Source organism: Vulcanococcus limneticus LL (assembly GCF_002252705.1).
Taxonomy (GTDB): domain Bacteria; phylum Cyanobacteriota; class Cyanobacteriia; order PCC-6307; family Cyanobiaceae; genus Vulcanococcus; species Vulcanococcus limneticus.
Genome location: NZ_NQLA01000054.1, coordinates 1 through 18,472, shown reverse-complemented (window position 1 = coordinate 18,472; position 18,472 = coordinate 1). Strand labels below are relative to the sequence as shown.

General features: G+C 68.5%; 19 protein-coding genes and 1 tRNA gene. 9 read left to right on the top strand and 11 right to left on the bottom strand.

The window, feature by feature from the left end; genetic code table 11:
- Positions 1-78: 78 nt before the first annotated feature.
- Positions 79-576: a tetratricopeptide repeat protein gene (locus CJZ98_RS15070; protein ID WP_157911020.1), complete on the bottom strand. Its 498-nt coding sequence runs from the start codon at positions 574-576 to the stop codon at positions 79-81.
- 38 nt (positions 577-614) lie between these two features.
- Between CJZ98_RS15070 and CJZ98_RS15065 the strand changes: the two genes are divergently transcribed.
- The gene (locus CJZ98_RS15065) at positions 615-1,298 is read left to right on the top strand and encodes a DNA-3-methyladenine glycosylase (RefSeq protein WP_094591946.1); all 684 of its coding nucleotides are present in this window, start codon (positions 615-617) and stop codon (positions 1,296-1,298) included.
- Positions 1,295-2,320: an aspartate carbamoyltransferase catalytic subunit gene (locus tag CJZ98_RS15060; protein ID WP_094591945.1), complete on the top strand. Its 1,026-nt coding sequence runs from the start codon at positions 1,295-1,297 to the stop codon at positions 2,318-2,320. The genes CJZ98_RS15065 and CJZ98_RS15060 overlap by 4 nt, the downstream gene beginning before the upstream one ends.
- A 30-nt stretch (positions 2,321-2,350) precedes the next feature.
- On the opposite strand, the gene CJZ98_RS15055 is transcribed toward CJZ98_RS15060, so the two are convergent.
- The 5 genes from CJZ98_RS15055 to CJZ98_RS15035 all read right to left on the bottom strand — a co-directional run bounded on the left by CJZ98_RS15055 (position 2,351) and on the right by CJZ98_RS15035 (position 3,833).
- Positions 2,351-2,665 carry a DUF565 domain-containing protein gene (locus CJZ98_RS15055; RefSeq protein WP_232756514.1) on the bottom strand — a complete coding sequence of 105 codons (315 nt, stop codon included), beginning with the start codon at positions 2,663-2,665 and terminating at the stop codon, positions 2,351-2,353.
- A 440-nt stretch (positions 2,666-3,105) separates the two neighbouring features.
- Positions 3,106-3,306: a hypothetical protein gene (locus CJZ98_RS15050; RefSeq protein ID WP_094591943.1), complete on the bottom strand. Its 201-nt coding sequence runs from the start codon at positions 3,304-3,306 to the stop codon at positions 3,106-3,108.
- Between the two features lie 16 nt (positions 3,307-3,322).
- Complete coding sequence (locus tag CJZ98_RS15045; RefSeq protein ID WP_094591942.1) at positions 3,323-3,550, bottom strand: hypothetical protein; 228 nt, start codon at positions 3,548-3,550, stop codon at positions 3,323-3,325.
- Positions 3,547-3,708, bottom strand: a complete 162-nt coding sequence (locus tag CJZ98_RS15040) for a PCP reductase family protein (protein ID WP_094591941.1) — start codon at positions 3,706-3,708, stop codon at positions 3,547-3,549. The genes CJZ98_RS15045 and CJZ98_RS15040 overlap by 4 nt, the downstream gene beginning before the upstream one ends.
- Before the next feature lie 52 nt (positions 3,709-3,760).
- Positions 3,761-3,833: transfer RNA gene (locus CJZ98_RS15035), tRNA-Ala, on the bottom strand.
- A gap of 183 nt (positions 3,834-4,016) precedes the next feature.
- Here CJZ98_RS15035 and isiD point away from each other — a divergent pair.
- A complete protein-coding gene (gene isiD / locus CJZ98_RS15030; protein ID WP_094591940.1) occupies positions 4,017-4,247 on the top strand; it encodes a protein IsiD in 231 nt (76 codons plus the stop codon).
- Entirely contained in the window at positions 4,237-5,508 is a 1,272-nt protein-coding gene (coaBC, locus tag CJZ98_RS15025) for a bifunctional phosphopantothenoylcysteine decarboxylase/phosphopantothenate--cysteine ligase CoaBC (protein WP_094591939.1), read from the top strand. The genes isiD and coaBC overlap by 11 nt, the downstream gene beginning before the upstream one ends.
- 6 nt (positions 5,509-5,514) lie before the next feature.
- Here coaBC and CJZ98_RS15020 read toward each other — a convergent pair whose 3' ends face one another.
- Complete coding sequence (locus CJZ98_RS15020; RefSeq protein ID WP_232756513.1) at positions 5,515-5,916, bottom strand: hypothetical protein; 402 nt, start codon at positions 5,914-5,916, stop codon at positions 5,515-5,517.
- Between the two features lie 140 nt (positions 5,917-6,056).
- On the opposite strand from CJZ98_RS15020, the gene psbO reads away from it, so the two are divergent.
- The 5 genes from psbO (at position 6,057) to CJZ98_RS14995 (ending at position 11,791) form a co-directional block, all read left to right on the top strand.
- Positions 6,057-6,869 (top strand): photosystem II manganese-stabilizing polypeptide, encoded by an 813-nt coding sequence (psbO, locus tag CJZ98_RS15015; RefSeq protein WP_094591938.1) that lies wholly within the window; start codon positions 6,057-6,059, stop codon positions 6,867-6,869.
- Positions 6,870-7,076: 207 nt separating this feature from the next.
- On the top strand, positions 7,077-8,249 hold the full coding sequence (gene sat, locus CJZ98_RS15010; protein WP_094591937.1) for a sulfate adenylyltransferase: 1,173 nt from the start codon (positions 7,077-7,079) through the stop codon (positions 8,247-8,249).
- Positions 8,250-8,343: 94 nt separating this feature from the next.
- Complete coding sequence (gene ftsH3, locus CJZ98_RS15005) at positions 8,344-10,188, top strand: ATP-dependent zinc metalloprotease FtsH3 (RefSeq protein WP_094591936.1); 1,845 nt, start codon at positions 8,344-8,346, stop codon at positions 10,186-10,188.
- A 13-nt stretch (positions 10,189-10,201) separates the two neighbouring features.
- Positions 10,202-10,912, top strand: a complete 711-nt coding sequence (locus CJZ98_RS15000; protein ID WP_232756512.1) for a bifunctional 4-hydroxy-2-oxoglutarate aldolase/2-dehydro-3-deoxy-phosphogluconate aldolase — start codon at positions 10,202-10,204, stop codon at positions 10,910-10,912.
- Positions 10,913-10,978: 66 nt separating this feature from the next.
- Positions 10,979-11,791, top strand: a complete 813-nt coding sequence (locus tag CJZ98_RS14995; RefSeq protein ID WP_094591935.1) for a hypothetical protein — start codon at positions 10,979-10,981, stop codon at positions 11,789-11,791.
- Positions 11,792-11,806: 15 nt separating this feature from the next.
- On the opposite strand, the gene aroC is transcribed toward CJZ98_RS14995, so the two are convergent.
- The 4 genes from aroC to CJZ98_RS14975 all read right to left on the bottom strand — a co-directional run bounded on the left by aroC (position 11,807) and on the right by CJZ98_RS14975 (position 18,299).
- On the bottom strand, positions 11,807-12,895 hold the full coding sequence (aroC, locus tag CJZ98_RS14990; RefSeq protein WP_094591934.1) for a chorismate synthase: 1,089 nt from the start codon (positions 12,893-12,895) through the stop codon (positions 11,807-11,809).
- 23 nt (positions 12,896-12,918) lie between these two features.
- Positions 12,919-14,181, bottom strand: a complete 1,263-nt coding sequence (locus tag CJZ98_RS14985) for a condensation domain-containing protein (protein ID WP_094591933.1) — start codon at positions 14,179-14,181, stop codon at positions 12,919-12,921.
- A gap of 207 nt (positions 14,182-14,388) precedes the next feature.
- Positions 14,389-16,224: a PDC sensor domain-containing protein gene (locus CJZ98_RS14980; RefSeq protein ID WP_094591932.1), complete on the bottom strand. Its 1,836-nt coding sequence runs from the start codon at positions 16,222-16,224 to the stop codon at positions 14,389-14,391.
- On the bottom strand, positions 16,221-18,299 hold the full coding sequence (locus CJZ98_RS14975) for a bifunctional diguanylate cyclase/phosphodiesterase (RefSeq protein ID WP_094591931.1): 2,079 nt from the start codon (positions 18,297-18,299) through the stop codon (positions 16,221-16,223). Before CJZ98_RS14975 ends, CJZ98_RS14980 begins: the two co-directional genes overlap by 4 nt.
- Positions 18,300-18,472 lie beyond the last annotated feature (173 nt).

Genomic DNA, 18,472 nt, shown 5'->3' with positions numbered 1-18,472 from the left:
CATTGTATCGCCCAGAACCATTGCAGTCACTGGGATCTGCGCGGATTTCACGGGTGGCTGCGGAGAGGGGGCGCGGTTCTATGCGCGACAAGCTCCTGGCGCCTGCTTAATGAATAGCGCGGCTTGTTCTGGGTCTCCGTTTAATCTTAGGGCAATTCCAAGGCTGTTTAGCACTCTGTGATCGTTTTTGTTTGATAGCAGTGCGGTTTGATAGCTGGAAATCGCTTGCGAGTAGTTCCCAGTCATTTTGTGCAGCTTCCCGATTCGGTAATGTGCTTCGGGGTTTCCCTGGCTGAGCCCTACCGAGATCTGGAGGTATTCTATGGCTGCTTTGATCTTCCCTTTGGATTCGCAGATTGCCGCCAGGTTGCCATAAACAGCGTGATTTCTTGTTCCTGCCTCAATCAGTTCTCTGTAGATCGCCTCTGCTTCCTCGGGTTTCCCTTGATTGATCAGTGCAATAGCTTGCTGTTCCTTGGCACCTGCTCCCGCAGCGCCCTTGGCGACCTGCTGTTTGGGGGCTTCTGATGGCTTGGCTTTTGAGAACCCACTGCTACTCCGCTTGGGCTTGCCCACGTTGCGCGACCTGCTTTCCCCCAATCTAAGAAAGCCCCATTCCCCAAGCCACTCCCATAGCCACCACGCTCTCCCAGCCCCTCCCCCAATCCTTCTTCTGCCGCCCCGCCGAGCAGGTCGCCCCCGAGCTGATTGGCTGCCTGCTGGTTAAACGCCAAGAGGGTGGCGAGTTGCTGTGGGGCGTGATTGTGGAAACGGAGGCGTATTCCCAGGAGGAGCCCGCCTGCCACGGCTACCGCCGCCGCTCCCCGAGCAACGAAACCCTGTTTGGTGAGCCTGCGCGGTTTTATGTCTATGTGAGCTATGGCATTCACCACTGCGTGAACGTGGTGACCGATCGGGCCGACTGGGCCAATGGCGTGCTGCTGCGTGCCGCTGCCATGCCCGCTGAGCCGGAGCGGGTGGCGGCGGGCCCGGCGCTGCTCGCCCGCCGTTTTGGCCTCGACCGCTCCCACGACGCCCAGCCCGCCCATCCCGATCGGGGCCTCTGGCTGGCCCCTCGCCCCGCCAAGCTGCAGGATCGGATGGAGCAGTGGCAGCAGGAGGGGCGTATGGCAGTGAGGCAGACCACCCGCATCGGCATCAGCCTGGGCCAGGAGCTGCCCTGGCGCTGGTATCTGCAGGCCTGCCGCAGCGTCAGCCGCCGTGCCCGCGGCGACCGCACCCCGCCCGTGGCCGCGGCCTGGGCCCCCAGCGGCAGCAGCGGAGGCGAGCCGGCGTGAGTGGTTGGAGCCATCGCCACGTGCTCGATCTGGCGGCCTTCTCGCTGGACGACTACGCCACCGTGCTGGAGCTGGCCCAGCGCTTCCGGGCCCTGCCCACCAGCGGCGCCCGCAAGCTGCCTGCCCTGCAGGGGCGGCTGGTGACCACCTTTTTCTTCGAGCCCAGCACCCGGACCCGCAGCAGCTTCGAGCTCGCCGCCAAGCGCCTCTCGGCCGACGTGCAGAGCTTCTCGCCCTCTTCCAGCTCCCTGAGCAAGGGTGAAAGCCTGCTGGACACGGTGCGCACCTACGTGGCGATGGGGGCGGACCTGCTCGTGGTGCGCCACCGCTGCACCGGCGTGCCGGCCGCCCTGGCGCGGGACCTGGAGGCCAGCGGTGCCCGGGTGGCGGTGCTCAACGGCGGCGATGGCCTGCACAGCCACCCCAGCCAGGGGCTGCTGGATCTGTTCACCCTGGCGCGCCACTTCGCTCCGGAGCGGCCTGGCCCGGAGGCGCTGCGGGGGCGCCGCATCGTGATCGTGGGCGACGTGCTGCATTCGCGGGTGGCCCGCTCCAACCTCTGGGCCCTCACCGCCTGCGGCGCCGATGTGGTGCTGTGTGGTCCATCCACCCTGCTGCCCGAGGCCTTCGTCGACTTCGTGGCGGCGCCACCGCCGGGCCAGGCCCGGGATCCGGTGGCCCAGCGCGGCCGGATCACGGTGGAGCGCAGCCTGGAGGTGGCCCTGCCGGGCGCCGATGCGGTGATGACCCTGCGGCTGCAGAAGGAGCGCATGCACCAGCACCTGCTCACCAGCCTGGAGGCCTACCACCGCCGCTACGGCCTCACGCACCAGCGTCTGGAGCGCTGCGGCCAGGCGGTGCGGGTGCTGCACCCGGGCCCGGTGAACCGCGGCGTGGAGATGGGCGGAGCTCTGCTCGACGATCCGGAGATCTGCCTGGTGGACGAGCAGGTGACCAACGGCATTCCGGTCCGCATGGCCCTGCTCTATCTGCTGGCGGCTGCCGAGGGGCCGGCGGGCTGAGCGCTGATCCGGCTCGGGGGAGGCAGTTCCTTAGAGCAGCTTGAAGCCTTCCAGCAGCAGGCCGTAGAGCAGGCCGATGCGGGCCATGTCCAGCAGCTGCAGGCCAAGGCGATCACCCGGTTGCTGTAGCAGTGGCCGTCGCCAGCGCACTGCCAGCTCGATCGCCGCCACGCAGATCAGGGCGGCCAGGGGGTCGAGGAAGGCCAGGGCGCCGGTGATCGTGCCGATCGCCCCGCCGATGAAGAAGCAGGTGAGCAGCATGATCAGCAGCAAGGAGAGACGCCGCCAGGGGTTCTGGGCCCAGCGCTGCAGCTGCTGACCGGCCCCGCCCAGGCTCCCCTGCAGCCGAGTGCGCTGGAGCCGGGGTGTGGACGGTGCCTGGCCGCTGGCGCCCGGTGAGAGCGGCGTGGCTCGGTTGGTGGTGGCGTCTGGCACGGGATGGAGGGCTCCCGTCAGGAGGGTGGCAGGGAGCTTTGAGCTGAAACCGCGATCCCCATCACCCCGGCCCGGCCCCTGCCGGCCCGGTTCTACACCATTTTGGCGCCGATGAGTCCAATGGGACGACAGTGGTTGGTACTGGCCGAGTCGATGGCGGGCGTCTCGCCATGAAAAAAGCCCGGGCGGAAGCCCGGGCCGGGGGATGGGGACGCGGGCAGAAAAGCCTGTTCCAGCCGAATGTGCAACCCGTCCCCTGCTGGGACCTTGTCAAGGGGCGGTAGACCGTCCATGGGGCTGTCCCCTGAGCGCCTGTCCGCTGAAGCCCCGGGCTCCCGCTGCTGCCGGCTTCAGCCGTCGTTGTCCTTGCTCTTGCGGGAGCCCTTGCCCTCCAGCAGTTCCAGCAGCGCTTCCATCTGGGCCATCACGCCGCGCACTTCACCGGCCTCCGGCAGCAGGCCATCGTCCATGACGCCCTGGTGCATCTCGCGCAGTTCCTGGCGGATATACCGCAGGTGGCTCACCACCTGTTCGCGCTTCGACTGCGACATGGCGTCGGGTTCCGGTTCAGGCCTCCCTTTTACCGCATCGCCCGCCTGCCAGGGCCCGGCCCAGGGCATAGGCGCCGTATCCAACCAGCATCATGGGCCTGCCCACGGCCAGAACCAGGCCAAGGGCCCCGAGGCCCGCCAGGGTGCGCTTGCGGGGCAGGCTGCCGTGGCCGAGGACAGCGTGGAGTCGGCGCAGGCGCCGCGGTGGGGCCTGGGCTGGGCCGGAGCGGCCGCGGCCGTTCATTTCTGGCCGAAGCGGGCCTTGGCGTTTTCGTAGAAGCTCAGGTCGATGCTGCCGAGGCCCGCTTCGGTGGCCATGACCTCAATGCGCTTGCGCACGGCTGGCCGCACAAAGAAGGGAACTTCCTTCAATTTGGCCTCGGCCTCGGCGCTCCAGTTCATCGCTGCTCCCGACGGGGAAGGGCCGGCGGTGGTGGTCTGAACCGGCTGTCGATGGAGAATAGGGGACTCGAACCCCTGACCTCTGCGGTGCGATCGCAGCGCTCTACCAGCTGAGCTAATTCCCCGGGGGGCGGCGTTGGAGCGGGCTCCGGCCCTGCAGCGAAGTTATCAGCAATGACCCTGCCCCTGCAGGCTGGCCCCGCGCTGTCCGCCTGGCCCCAGCCGTTGCTGCGTTCCCCCTCGCCTCTGATCCACGACCCTGATCCACGCCCCTGGCCCGAGAATGAACGGGCCCGAGCCGCCCTGCCATGACCGAGCCCCAAGCACCTGAGGCCGGATCGATCACGCCCGAGCTGATCGCCTCCTTCGATGAGGCCGCCATCGCCGAGCTGGCTCGCCGTCTTGATGAGGACGACTACCCCACCCCCTTCGCCGGCCTGCAGGACTGGCACCTGATGCGCTCCCTGGCGATCCACCGCCCCGAGCTGGCCCGCCCCTACGTGCATCTGGTGGACCAGGAACCCTTTGATGAAGACTGACGCCGCGCCCCCCGATCCCGCTGCGGGCTGGGCTGACCCCCTCGCCGGCCGGCGGATTCTGGTGGGGATCAGCGGCAGCATCGCCGCGGTGAAGTTGCCGCTGGTGGTGAGCGCCCTGGCCAAGCGCGGCGCCGAGGTGCGCTGCGTGCTCACCCCAAGCGCCGAGCGGCTGGTGAGTCCGGTGGCGCTGGCCAGCCTCAGCCGCCAGCCCTGTCACCGCGACGCCGACCAGTGGAGCCCCCGGGAGCCGCGGCCCCTGCACATCGAGCTGGCGGAGTGGGCCGAGCTGGTGCTGCTGGCCCCCCTGAGTGCCACCAGCCTGGCCCGCTGGGTTCAGGGCCTGGGCGACACGCTGCTGGCCTCGCTGCTGTTGGCCACCGAGGCGCCGGTGCTGGCGGCCGCGGCGATGAACACGGCCATGTGGGCCTCCCCCGGTGTGGTGCGCAACTGGGCCGATCTGCAGATCTTCGAGCAGGTGTTGCCGCTCGGCCCCGCCGAGGGGCTGCTGGCCTGCGACCGTCAGGGCGCCGGCCGCATGGCCGAGCCCGAGCTGCTGCTGCTGGCCCTGGAATCCCTGGCCCTCTGGGGCCCCCGCCGCGACTGGCAGGGGCGTCGCCTGCTGGTGACGGCCGGCCCCACTCGCGAGTGGCTCGACCCGGCCCGCTGCCTCAGCAACCCCAGCACCGGGCGGATGGGGGTGCTGCTGGCCCAGGCGGCCCGGCTGCGGGGCGCCCAGGTGGATCTCGTGCACGGTCCCCTGGCCCTGCCGCCAGCCTGGCTGGAGGGCCTGCGCTGCCATCCGATCGACAGCGGCGCCGAGCTGCAGGAGCGGCTGCGGCAGCTGCAGCCCCAGGCCGATGCCATCGCCATGGCCGCGGCGGTGGCCGATCACCGCCGGGCCGCTCCCCTGACCGACAAGCTCGACAAGACCAGCCTGGCTGCGGTGCTGCAGGGGGGATGGCAGCTGGTGCCCGACCTGCTGGCGGAACTGGTGGCGCGGCGGCCGGCGGGGCAGCGGATCCTGGGGTTCGCGGCCCAGTCCGGTGCGGTGCTGCCCGAAGCCCGCGCCAAGTTTGCGCGCAAGGGCTGCGACCTGCTGTTCGCCAATCCGATCGACCGGCCAGGCGTCGGCTTTGCCAGCCCCACCAACGAGGGATGGCTGCTGGGCCCCGGCGGGCAGGAGCTGCGGCTGGAGCCCGCCTCGAAGCTGGCCCTGGCCCACCGGCTGCTCACCGCCCTGGGGGCGCTGCTGCCGGGCTGAAGGCGCTCAGGCGGCCAGCGGCGTGTCGTCGCTGGGGCTGGTGGCGACGACCACGGTGGCCGTGGGCTCCTCGCGCTGGAGCAGATCCATGAAGGTGCGCAGCTGCAGCCTGGGGATGTAGGGCCAGCCGCCGCTGCGCTCCAGGTTCTGGAGCAGATCGAACAGCTGGTTGCGATCTGCCGGCAGGCTGGCGCGGAAGGGGCCGTCCTGGATGGTGCGATGTAGCTCCTCCAGGCGGCGCAGCAGCGTGAGCAGGGCCTCGGGCTGGCCGTCGAGCTCGGCGGCCAGGGCGCTGAACCCGGCCAGCAGGGCCTCGAGTCGGGGCGCCCTGCTGACCTCGCCGTCGCCTCCGGTGTTGGGCTGGGCTGCCGCGAGGGGCGTGGCCGGTGGGCTGCTGCCGTCGGTCATGGGGCCTTCGGGCTGAGGGCCCGCATACAGGTTGTTGAGAGCCGCGACATGGTACGCGGAATCAGGGTTTTGCACCGGTACTATCGCGAGCGGGCGCACCCCCAAACAGAGGATTTCCCCTGCCAGACCGGCTTTTACCCATGCGTTTCCGTCCCCTGCTGGCCCTCGCGCTGGCGCTCTGTCTGACCCTGGTCACCGCGTGCGGCGGCGGCGCCAAGGCTGTCGAACGGGCCAACCTCACCTACGACGACATCCACAACACCGGTCTGGCCAACGACTGCCCGACCCTGCCCGAGTCGGCCCGGGGCTCAATCCCCCTCGATGCCTCGGCCAAGTACCAGCTGCGCGAGATCTGCCTGCACCCCAGCGAGGTGTACGTGAAGGGTGAACCGGCCAACAAGCGCCAGGAAGCCCAGTTCGTGGCCAGCAAGATCCTCACCCGGTACACCACCAGCCTGGATCAGGTGTACGGCGATCTGAAGATCTCCGGCGACGCTCTCAGCTTCAGCGAGCTGGGCGGCCTGGACTTCCAGCTGGTGACCGTGCTGCTGCCCGGCGGCGAGGAGGTGCCGTTCGTGTTCTCCAGCAAGGAGCTCGACGCCAAGGCTGATGGGGCCGCCCTCAGCACCAGCACCGATTTCACCGGCTCCTACCGGGTGCCGAGCTACCGCACCTCCAACTTCCTGGATCCCAAGGGCCGCGGCCTGACCACCGGCGTCGAGTACGCCCAGGGTCTGGTGCCTGCCGGTGATGACTTCGTGGGTGAGAGCGTCAAGCGCTACGTCGATGGCACCGGCACCATGGAGCTCTCGATCACCCGGGTCGACGCCTCCACCGGTGAGTTCGCCGGCGTGTTCACCGCCGTCCAGCCCTCCGACACCGACATGGGCACCAAGCAGGCCCTCGACGTGAAGATCACCGGCCAGCTCTACGGTCGCCTGGAGAAGGCCTGAGCCTCGGCTCGCCTGTTCTTTACCGGGGCCCCACCAGGGGCCCCTTTTTTTATGTCAGCCCCGAACGTGCCCCGATCCCGCGCTGATGCCGCGGCGATCCCTTCGGGATGGCGTTCGGATGGCGGGCACTCCCCCGCTGTGGAATTCGGACCTGCCGGGCGGACCATTCTGGGAGAATCGATCGATTGCCCCGCTCACCCCGCCGTCATGACCATCAGCGCCGCCCCCAGCCGGTCCCACGGCCTGATCCCCGCCCATGGCGGCACCCTGGTGGACCTGCGGGTGCCGGCCGAGCAGCGGGAGGCCGTGAAGGCAGGCGTGGATCACGTGCTCGAGTGCAGTGATCGCAATGCCTGCGACGTGGAGCTGCTGATGGTGGGTGGCTTTTCGCCCCTGCGCGGCTTCATGCACCAGGAGGACTACCAGTCGGTGGTGGAGAGCCATCGCACCACCAGCGGCCTGCTGTTCGGCCTGCCGATCGTGATGGACACCCACCGCGAGGACGTGCGGGTGGGTCAGCGGCTGCTGCTCACCTACCGGGGCCAGGAGCTGGCCGTGATGACGGTAGAGAGCAAGTGGGAGCCCGACAAGGCCCGCGAGGCCAAGGGCTGCTACGGCACCACTTCCCTGGAGCACCCGGCCGTCAAGATGATCGCCACCGAGCGCGGTCGGTTCTATCTGGGCGGATCGATTGAGGGACTGGAGCTTCCGCACCGCGTCTTCCCCTGCGGGACCCCGGCCGAGGTGCGCGCCACCCTGCCGGACAACGAGGACGTGGTGGCCTTCCAGTGCCGCAACCCCATCCACCGCGCCCACTACGAGCTGTTCACCCGCGCCCTGCACGCCACCAACGTCAGCCAGGGTGGAGTGGTGCTGGTGCACCCCACCTGCGGTCCCACCCAGGACGACGACATCGCCGGCGCGGTGCGCTTCCAGACCTACGAGCGCCTGGCGGATGAAGTGGCGAACCCCCGCATCCGCTGGGCCTACCTGCCCTACTCGATGCACATGGCCGGCCCTCGCGAGGCGTTGCAGCACATGATCATCCGCAAGAACTACGGCTGTACCCACTTCATCATTGGCCGCGACATGGCGGGCTGTAAGAGCTCGATCACGGGCGACGACTTCTACGGCCCCTACCAGGCCCAGGATTTCGCCCGCGACCACGCCACCGAGCTGGGCATGGAGACGGTGCCCTCGCTGAACCTGGTGTACACGGAGGAAGAGGGCTACGTGACCGCCGAGCACGCCGAGGCCCGCGGCCTGCACGTGAAGAAGCTGAGCGGCACCCAGTTCCGCCAGATGCTGCGCAGCGGCGAGGAGATCCCGGAATGGTTCGCCTTCCGTAGCGTGGTGGAGGTGCTGCGCTCGGCTTCCTGAGCCCGCAGCCCTTGCCAGCCGGCCCAGGCGGCCGGCGCCCGGCCGATCCTGAGGCCGGTTAACATTCTTTACTACCCAGAGCGGAGATCGCAAGGTGAAGAAGCGCTGGCGGAACGCGGGGCTCTATGTGCTCCTGGCCGTGGTGGTGATTGCCGTGGGCACCGCCTTCCTGGATCGTCCGGATCCGGCTAACGCCCCCCGCACCCTCCGCTACAGCGACTTTGTGGAGGCCGTGCAGGGCAATGAGGTCTCGCGGGTGTTGATCTCCCCCGACCGCGGCACCGCCCAGGTGGTGGAGAACGACGGCCAGCGCGCCGTCGTCAACCTCGCTCCCGACAAGGACCTGCTCAAGCTGCTCACCGAGCACAACGTCGACATCGCCGTGCAGCCCAGCCGCGAGCCGGCCGCCTGGCAGCAGGCGATCGGCAGCTTGATCTTCCCGCTGCTGCTGCTCGGCGGCCTGTTTTTCCTGCTGCGGCGCGCCCAGGGCGGCGGCGGCAACCCCGCCATGAACTTCGGCAAGAGCAAGGCGCGGGTGCAGATGGAGCCGCAGACCCAGGTGACCTTCGGCGATGTGGCCGGCATCGAGGGCGCCAAGCTCGAGCTCACCGAGGTCGTCGACTTCCTCAAGAACCCTGATCGCTTCACTGCCGTCGGCGCCAAGATCCCCAAGGGCGTGCTGCTGGTGGGCCCTCCGGGCACCGGCAAGACCCTGCTCGCCAAGGCCGTGGCCGGTGAGGCCGGCGTGCCCTTCTTCTCGATCTCCGGCTCGGAGTTCGTGGAGATGTTCGTGGGCGTGGGGGCCAGCCGCGTGCGCGACCTGTTCGAGCAGGCCAAGAAGAATGCCCCCTGCATCGTGTTCATCGACGAGATCGACGCCGTGGGTCGCCAGCGCGGCGCCGGCCTCGGCGGCGGTAACGACGAGCGGGAGCAGACCCTCAACCAGCTCCTGACGGAGATGGACGGCTTCGAGGGCAACACCGGCATCATCATCGTGGCGGCTACCAACCGCCCCGACGTCCTCGATGCGGCCCTGATGCGTCCCGGCCGCTTCGATCGCCAGGTGGTGGTGGACCGGCCCGACTACGCCGGCCGCCTGCAGATCCTCGGTGTGCACGCCCGCGGCAAGACCCTCGCCAAGGACGTGGACCTCGACAAGATCGCCCGCCGCACCCCCGGCTACACCGGCGCCGACCTGGCCAACCTGCTCAACGAGGCGGCGATCCTTGCGGCCCGCCGCCAGCTGAGCGAAGTGTCAATGGATGAGGTGAACGACGCGATCGAGCGGGTGATGGCGGGCCCTGAGAAGAAGGACCGCGTGATGAGCGAGCGGCGCAAGCGCCTGGTGGCCTACCACGAGGCCGGCCACGCCCTGGTGGGCGCCCTGATGCCCGACTACGACCCGGTGCAGAAGATCTCGATCATTCCCCGCGGCAACGCCGGCGGCCTCACCTTCTTCACCCCAAGTGAGGAGCGCATGGAGTCGGGTCTCTATTCCCGTGCCTATCTGCAGAACCAGATGGCGGTGGCCCTGGGTGGTCGCGTCGCCGAGGAGATCGTCTACGGCGAAGACGAGGTGACGACTGGCGCATCCAACGACCTTCAGCAGGTGGCCCGCGTCGCCCGCCAGATGGTGACCCGCTTCGGCATGAGCGATCGTCTGGGCCCGGTGGCCCTCGGCCGCAGCCAGGGCGGCATGTTCCTCGGTCGCGACATCGCCGCCGAGCGCGATTTCTCGGAAGACACCGCAGCTGCCATTGATGAGGAGGTGAGCCAGTTGGTGGCCGAGGCCTACCGGCGCGCCACCGCCGTGCTCAGCGACAACCGCCCGGTGCTCGACGAGCTGGCCGAGCTTCTGGTGGAGAAGGAGACCGTGGATGCGGAGGAGCTGCAGGAGCTGCTGATCCGCTCCGATGTGAAGGTGGCCGAGTACGTCTGATCGGCTCGCCCCCTTGGCTGATCACCCCGGGGATCCCTCCGGCCTGATCGCCAGCCTGCACCGCCAGCCGCTGCTGGCGGTGCTGCGCCCCCACTCAGCCTCCGAGGCCCACCGCCAGCTGCAGCAGCTGCAGGCGGTGGGCCTGCTGCATGTGGAGCTGGCGGTGCCCACCCAGCCCGAGGCTGCTTGGATCGCGCTGGTCCGGGAGCTGGCCGAGCGGTTCCCCGGGCTGCGGCTCGGAGCCGCCTCCGTGCGCACCCTGGCGCAGCTCGAGGCCGCCCGCGCCGCTGGCCTGGCCTATGGAGTGTCGCCGATTCTGGATCCGCCGCTGATCGAAGCGGCCCTGCACTGGCGGCTCACCCTGGTGCCGGGTGTGTTCACTCCTACGGAGGTGCATGGTGCCCTGCGGCTGGGCTGTGCGCTGGTGAAGCTCTACCCGGCCGCCACGCTGGGGCCGAGCTACTGGTCGTCGTTGCGGGGGCCGCTCGGTCCGCTGCCAGCCTGCATCGCTGCTGGCGGCCTCCACTGCGGCGACGTGTTGCCCTGGCTGGCGGCGGGTGTGGCCGGGGTGGCCCTGGGCTCCAACCTGTTCGTCGATCGCCCGCGCTTTGCAGACGGCGATGGGACCAGGCCTGGAGACGACCCTCCCGCAGTTGCCGACGCACACCTCGATCCCGACTTGGCGGAGCTGTTGGCACGGCTCCAGCCTCGCGGCGAGGTCTGACTATTGTCAACGTGAGAGTGGAGTGTTAGCAATGAGACAGCACTGCGTTCTTCGCCGCGTTCTTCCATGTCTCAGCTCACGATCACCCTCAGCGACAAGGCGGATGCCCTGATCGCCCAGCTGCAGAAGGAGATCTTCACCCGCCGCCGCAAGAAGGTGAGTGCCGCTGGCGTGGTCGAGACCCTGGTGGAAAGCGGCGCCAAGTCGCAGTCGGATAAGCGGTTTGCCACCTCTTGGCGCAACCTGATTGCGGATATTGAGAAGGCCGCCAAGGTGGCGGATGCCCATGGCAGCAAGCCCGCCAACCTCACTGACGCCGAGTGGGCCCTGGTGCTGAGCCACCGCACCCGCGCCACAAGCGGAGCCGGAAAGGGCACCGCCACAAAGTCGGCGGCAAAGTCCACGGCCAGGTCAGTGGCGAAGTCGTCGGCTCGCTCCACAGCCAAGTCCTCGCCGACGTCTGCGGCGACGACCACCAAGCCCGCCGCCAAGCGCACCAAGCCCGCCGCGAAGTCGGTGAGCAAAACTGCAGCCAAGGAACCCGCCAAGGCCCCAGCCCGCAAGGCCAAAGCCTCCACCAGCCCTGCCCGGGCGTCGACGACCGCCTCCTCGCGCTCCAGGACCGCGGGCAAGGCCAAGCCCACCGCGACGTCCGAGCCCTCAGCTGCTGTGAAGGCCAACCCGGCCGCCAAGGCTCCAGCCAGCCGCAGCCGCAAGGCCAGTCCTGGTCAGGCGAAGGGCGCCACCTCCTCGGTGGCCAAGCGCATGGCAAAGGCCGTGAGCCGCCTTGGCTCGACGGGCGGTGCCTCCACGCCGGCGGCCAACGATGCCCCAGGGTCCAGCGGCAATGGGGCGGGAGAGCTGGCCAGCCTCAGCTGAGACTGGAACCGCCGCTCACCAAAGACTGCATTGCCCCTGCTGGCGCAGCAGGTGATCGGCGAGCACCAGGGCCACCATCGCCTCCACCATCGGCACGGCCCGCGGCAGAACGCAAGGATCGTGCCGGCCCTTGGCTTCCAGGGTGGTGGCTTCGCCGCGGGCGTTGATCGTCTGCTGGGCCTTGCGGATCGTGGCGGTGGGCTTGAACGCCACCCGGATCACGATGTCTTCGCCGTTGCTGATGCCCCCCTGGATGCCGCCGGAGTTATTGGTGGCGGTGTGCAGGGAGCCGTCGTCAGTCGCCAGGAAGGCGTCGTTGTGTTCGCTGCCCTTGAGCAGGGTGCCGCCGAAGCCCGAGCCGATCTCGAAGCCCTTGGTGGCGGGCAGCGACATCACCGCCTTGGCCAGGTCGGCTTCCAGTTTGTCGAACACCGGCATGCCCAGGCCCACTGGCCCATGGCGCACCACGCATTCGATCACGCCGCCGCAGGAGTCGCCCTCGCGGCCGATCGCCTCGATCCGCTCGATCATGCGCTCGGCCACCGCGGCATCGGGACAGCGCACGATCGTCGACTCCACCGCCGCCAGGGTAACGGCGGCGGGATCAATCGCCGCCTCGATCGTGTGGATGCGCTGGACCCAGGCGATCACCTCGGTGCCGTGGGCCTTGGCCAGCAGCTGCTTGGCGATGGCGCCGGCGGCGACGCGGCCGATCGTCTCCCGGGCGGAGGCGCGCCCGCCGCCGCTGCGGGCCTGGATGCCGTACTTGGCTTGGTAGGTGGCATCGGCGTGGGAGGGGCGGAAGGCCACCTCCACCTCCTTGTAGTCCTGGGGACGCTGGTCCTTGTTGCGCACCACCATCGCGATGGGGGTCCCGAGGGTCACGCCGTCGAGCAGGCCGCTGAGGATCTCGACCCTGTCGTCCTCCTTGCGGGGCGTGGTGATCTTGCTCTGGCCTGGCTTGCGGCGATCCAGTTCCGCCTGAATGGCCTCCAGATCGAGCTCCAGCCGCGGCGGACAACCATCGACGATCACCCCAACACCACCCCCGTGGGACTCGCCGAAGGTGCTGATGCGAAAGAGCTGGCCGAAGCTGCTGCCCATGGGAAACCGTGGTTGGCGACAGGTTAGGAAGCGATGTGACTCCGGCCGGAAGCCGGTGCCGCCAGCAGGCGCCTTTTCATGTCGGCCATCACCGCCATGGCCTGGTGTTCATCCAGCTGCTGTTCGATGTGGAAGCAGGTGAGCATGAGTCGCTCCCGGAAGCTCAGGGCCCCCAGAACGGCCAGGGGCCTGTCCGGCATGGCGATGGGTTCGATGTTGGCCACGAAGAACAGGCGCTCCAGCTCAACAATTCCGTGCTGGGCCTGAACGGGGACCTTGCCGAGGTTGGTGATCAGGCCGCCTTCGCGCCAGGATCGCTGCCACAGCTGGCGCGGGCTGGGGGCGTCCGCCACCGCGGCGGCGATGGTGTTCAGGGCCATGATCGGGGCGCCGTTGCGGAGCTGTTGTTGCAGCACCCCGTGGAGCTGGAGGGCCAGCCCGTCGAGGGGTGCCGTGGGATCCACCACGATCGGGGTGTCCACGCAGACCCGCAGCAACCGCATCAGATCCCAGGGCAGGGTCGGTTGGGCCAGGCCACGCAGGTTGACCACGGTGTGGGCGGTGGTGCGAGGAGGCAGCAGTCCGTCGTTCACCAGGGCCTGCAGAAAGGCGGCATGCAGGGTGGCATTGAGGCGCAGCCCACGCTCCCGACTCCAGCCCAGAAGGGCCCTGCTGGCCTCGGCCGACAGCTCCTCCAGCACGTAGCCCGTGCTGAGCCCGGCATCCTGGCGCTCCGGAAGGGTCTGCACCGGAAAAGCCCCATAGCGGGCTGTGGCAAAGGTGTCCTCCAGGTTCAGGGCCTTCTCCTCTCCGTTCCCTGCCCAGGCAGGTGCGGCCGTTGTCCCCGGGAGAGCCCCGAGGAGCTGGAAGAGTTGCTGCACCAGGGCCATCGCCGAGAGCCCATCGGCAATGGCGTGGTGAAACGTCAGCAGCAGTTGGCCCTGGCTGGCCCCGCGCAGCCAGCTCACCCGCCAGAGGGGTTGGCCGGCTGCGTCGAATCGTTGCCGCAGCGCGGCCATGGTGGCGGGTTTCCAGGCCTGGGCCTCGTTGTCGGGCAGCGGCAGTACGTGGACGGGGACGGGTTGGCCGGTGGGGCTGAAGTGGCAGCTCCGGCCCTCCCAAACCAGGGTGCTGCCCAGAAGACGGTGTTGCCCCTGCAGGGCCTTCAGGCCCTGCTCCAGGGTCTGGATGTCGAGTGGGCCCCGGTAGGCCGCAATCACCGTGAAGTTCATGTTCCCCGAGCTGCCTGAATCCAGCAGGCACTCGGCCCGTTCGATCACATTCATGGGGTGGGCCGGGGCTCTGGGGCGCCAAGGTGTGCTGCCCCACCTTGGCGCCACGTTCCGGTCAATGTCTCTGGACGTGCTCGGATTCTCCTGGACGATCCGCGGGCCGTGTTGCCCGTTGGGACCAGAGGCGGTCAGCCTCGCTCCCTGTCTCCGCGCTGCCCGCCCATCCTGTCGAGCAACGGGCGTCGGCCCAGGGATGGGGACTCAGCTGAGTCGGTCGCGGGCCAGGGCGAGCTCGAGGGCGAGCTCTGCTTGTTCCAGCAGCGCCAGCACGCCGGTGCCATCCAAGTCGGCGACGGCAGCCCAGGCGTGCCCGCTCCAGAGCCTCAGGGGGGCGAGGCTTTCGGCCAGGGGCCTCAGCAGTTCGGCCAGAGCGTCCTGCTCCAGGCCCCGCAACAGCAGGGTAAAGCGGCCGGATCCGCGATAGGCGGCCAGTCCCTGGTGTTCGACGGCCTGCTGCTCCAGCCAGGCCGCCAGGAGCTGGAGGGGCGCCGCATCGAGAGGCTCCTGGCGATCGGCGGCGAGGGCCAGGGCCAGCACGAGCACCGAGGCGCCTGCTCGGGAATCCTGGCGCAGGCCCTGGCGCAGCCGGCGCTCGAGACCCACCGCGCTGTACAGCCCGGTGAGGGGATCGGCCAGGGCCGGCACCGACTTACCGGCCGAGGCCTGGAGCAGGTTCTGCTCGAGCCGCTGGCGCTGACTCACTTCCTGTTGCAGCTGCTCCTCCTGCGAGGACAGCAGGGCCCGCTGCTGGTTGAGGAGCCGCCCGATCTCCCGGTTGCGCTGGCGCAGGGTGGCGAAACTGCGCCGCAGCCGGATCGTGATCTCGTTGAAGCTGGTGGCCAGCCGGGAGATTTCCCGGATCGACCCCCTGGGCAGCGGCTGGGTGAGGTCGCCTTCGGCAAACGCCTCGGTGCTCAGCATGAGCCGGTTGAGATCACGGATCACGAACTGCACCACCAGCAGGGTCAGCAGCCCGCAGAGCAGGATTGCTGTCGCCGTCACCAGCGCGTTGCGGGTGGTCTCCTTGAGCAACACGCCGTAGACCTCCGGCTCAGGGATCACCACCACGATGCGCCAGTCCAGGCCCTGGCGGTCGTGGAAGGGATCCACGCGCACCAGGGCGATGCTGCGCTGGTGGGGGAGTGTGAGCTGGGCTGGGTGGTTGAGGGCTCGGAAGGATCCCTGGCGCTGCAGCAGGGCCTGGGCACTGGCGCGGATCAGGGGATCCCGGGATTCCTGGGCGTGCAGTCGCACCCCCCGGCCATTCACGATCGAGAACGGCAGGCCACCGCTGGAGTCGGCCACCAGACGCCCGTCTGCCTCCACGATGTAGATCACGCCGGATTCGGCCAGCGGCAGGCTGCGCAGGTAGCGGCCGATGTTGGCGAGGAAGATGTCAACCCCGGCCACTCCCACCACCCTCCCCTGGCGGCGCACGGGCATGCCGGCCCCCAGGGCCATCACCTCGGGGGCATCCACCCAGTTGTAGATCGGGGTCCACACCGCACGACCGGCCTGCAGCGGTGTGCGATACCAGCCATCGCGGCGGAAGTCGGCGAAGGGCTTGATCCGGTGCAGACCGGCCAGTCGGCCGGCCTCATCCAGCCGGGTCACCTCCAGACGCTCGATGCTGGTGGCTGAGGCCACCTCAAGGAACGGCCGGTCGCTGTCGTTGTCCACCTGCCCCAGACCGATGAAATCGCCATTGATCCAGCCGTAGTTCAGGTAGGCCGCCTCAGGGAAGGTGCGGCGGAGCATCCACAGTGTCCGCATCGTCGCGGCCCTGTTGGAGGGATCCACCTGGCCGTTGGCCACCGCCTCGCCCATCAGCGCGATCACCTGCTGGGGGGTGCGCAGAAACCGCTTCAGGTAGTCGCGCACCTGGAGGCTGGTGCGCTCCTGGCTGCGGGTCGCCAGCCGGGTGAGTTCCTGGCGCTCCCCCTGGAACTGCACCAGGCCGATCACCAGCATCATGAGCACCATCTGCAGGAGCAGCGGCCCCAGCAGCAGGCTGCGCAGGGAGAAGCTCCGGGTCATCGCCGGGCAGCCAGCAGGAAGGCATCGATCGCCTCGCCAGGCATCGGCCGCCCCACCAGAAATCCCTGGATCTCCTCACAGCCCTGCAGTCGGAGGAAGCGCCGCTGGGCATCGGTCTCCACTCCCTCGGCAATGGTTCCCAGTCGCAGGGAGCGGGCCAGGGAGATCACCGCTTCCACAATCACCGAGCCGCTGCCCTCATCCAGACTGGAGCTCACGAAGCTGCGGTCAATCTTGAGGCGATCGATCGGCAGCATGCTGAGGTAGCTGAGCGAGGAATAGCCGGTGCCGAAATCGTCGATCGTCACCCGGATTCCCTGGAGGCGCAGCAGATTGAGCATCTTCATGGTTTTGTCCGGGTTGGTGAGCATCACGGTCTCGGTGATTTCTAACTCCAGCAACTCGGGCTGAAGTCCACTCACCCGCAGCGCCTCCTCCACCTCCTGCAGCAGGTTGTCCTGATCGAACTGGCGGGCCGACAGGTTTACGGACACCGAGAAGCGACCGAGGCCATCGCGCTGCCAGCGCACGGCCTCCTGGCAGGCGATGCCGAGCACCTGACGACCCAGGTCGCGGATCATGCCCGTCTCCTCCGCGACGGCGATGAACTGATCAGGCCGCAGCAGCCCCCGCTGGGGATGCTCCCACCGCAGCAGGGCCTCCCAGCCGGTGATGGCTGAGCGATCGATCCGCCACTGCGGCTGGTAGTACACGCGGAATTCGCGACGGTCGATGGCCTGGCGAATGTCGCGCTCAAGCTGCAACCGTTCCTGCACCTCCTGGTTCATCTCTTCGGCGAAGAACATCCAGCCGTTGCGTCCCGATCCCTTGACGACATACATGGCGATGTCGGCTTTGCGCATCAGCGTTTCGATGTCCGCACCGTCGCCGGGGAAGAGGCTGATCCCGATCGACGGGGTGACCCGCAGCGGCTGGCCGTCAAGTAGCAAGGGCTGTTCAAAAGCCCTCAGCAGCTTCTCGGCGAAGTGGGCAGCGTCGAACTGATCATCGAGGTCTTCGATGATCAGCACGAACTCGTCTCCCCCCTGGCGGGCCACCGTGTCGGTGCTGCGCAGGGTGCTGCGCAACCGCTCGGCGACCCCCTGCAGCAAGGCATCACCACTGCTGTGCCCCAACGAGTCGTTCACGACCTTGAACTGATCGAGATCGAGGAACACCACCAGCAGATCACTGCCGTTGCGTCGGGCCCGCTCCAGCGACTCCTGGGCCCGCTCGATCAGCCCCAGGCGGTTGGGCAGGTTGGTGAGGGGATCGCACCGGGCCTGCTCGCTCAGGTCGCGGTTGCGCGACTCCAGGAGTTCCTGTTGCTGCCGGCGCGACTGGCCATCCTTGAAGGCCAGGGCCGTCACCGAACCCACGACCAGCAGCACGAACAACCCCTGGCCGAGCTGCAGCCCCACCAGTTCCCGCTGCACAGTGCGCTGCAGCCAGGCGCCATCCACCCGGTAGAAGAGACTGGCGTTGAGGGTGGGGATCGACGCCACCACCAGGTAGTCGCTACCGTCGGCACTCACCCGCAGAGCTCGGGTCCTCCCCTGAGGCATCAGCAGGGGGAGAAAGCGTGAGGGAATGCGCTCCCCTGGGCCCGGCACCCGCCCGGGCAGGGCCAGCAGCTCGCCATTGGAAGCGGCAACAAACAGTGGCTGCGACAGGGCCGTGTCGCCTTGCTTTCGGCTACTGAACAGATGTTCCATCAACCGCGACACCACCATGTCGTGCCCGACGGAGCCGGCCCAGCGCCCATCGCGAAAGAAGGGGGCCACCACGCTGAGCGACCAGTCCTTGGCCGCTGGATCGAATTCAGGCCCCACCCAGCGGGGTTCACCGCGGGGGTTGACCTTCGGATCGGTGAGGGTGACCCAGGGCGTCTGGCGATAGTCGAGGGTGGATGAGGCGTCGTAGACGTAACTGGGCTTGCTGGGCCAGTACGCCGTCATGCCATTGATCAGCGGCAGTATCCAGCTGTTCACCAGCGGATCCCGCAGGGCGCCCTGGCCGAAGCTGCGCGTCACCTCCAGTGCCCGCACATAAAAGCGCCGGTTGGCGTCCGTCAACGGAACATCGGGAGGCACCCAGGCATTGGCGTCCTGAAGGGGATCGAAGCGCTGGCGCGGTACCCGCCAGGAGCCGGGCCGCGTCCCTTCGCGTGGTGTAAATCCCGAGGCCCGAATGCCCTGATCAGAGGTTGAACAAGGTGGAATGACGAGCTGTCATTCCGGAGGTGCGG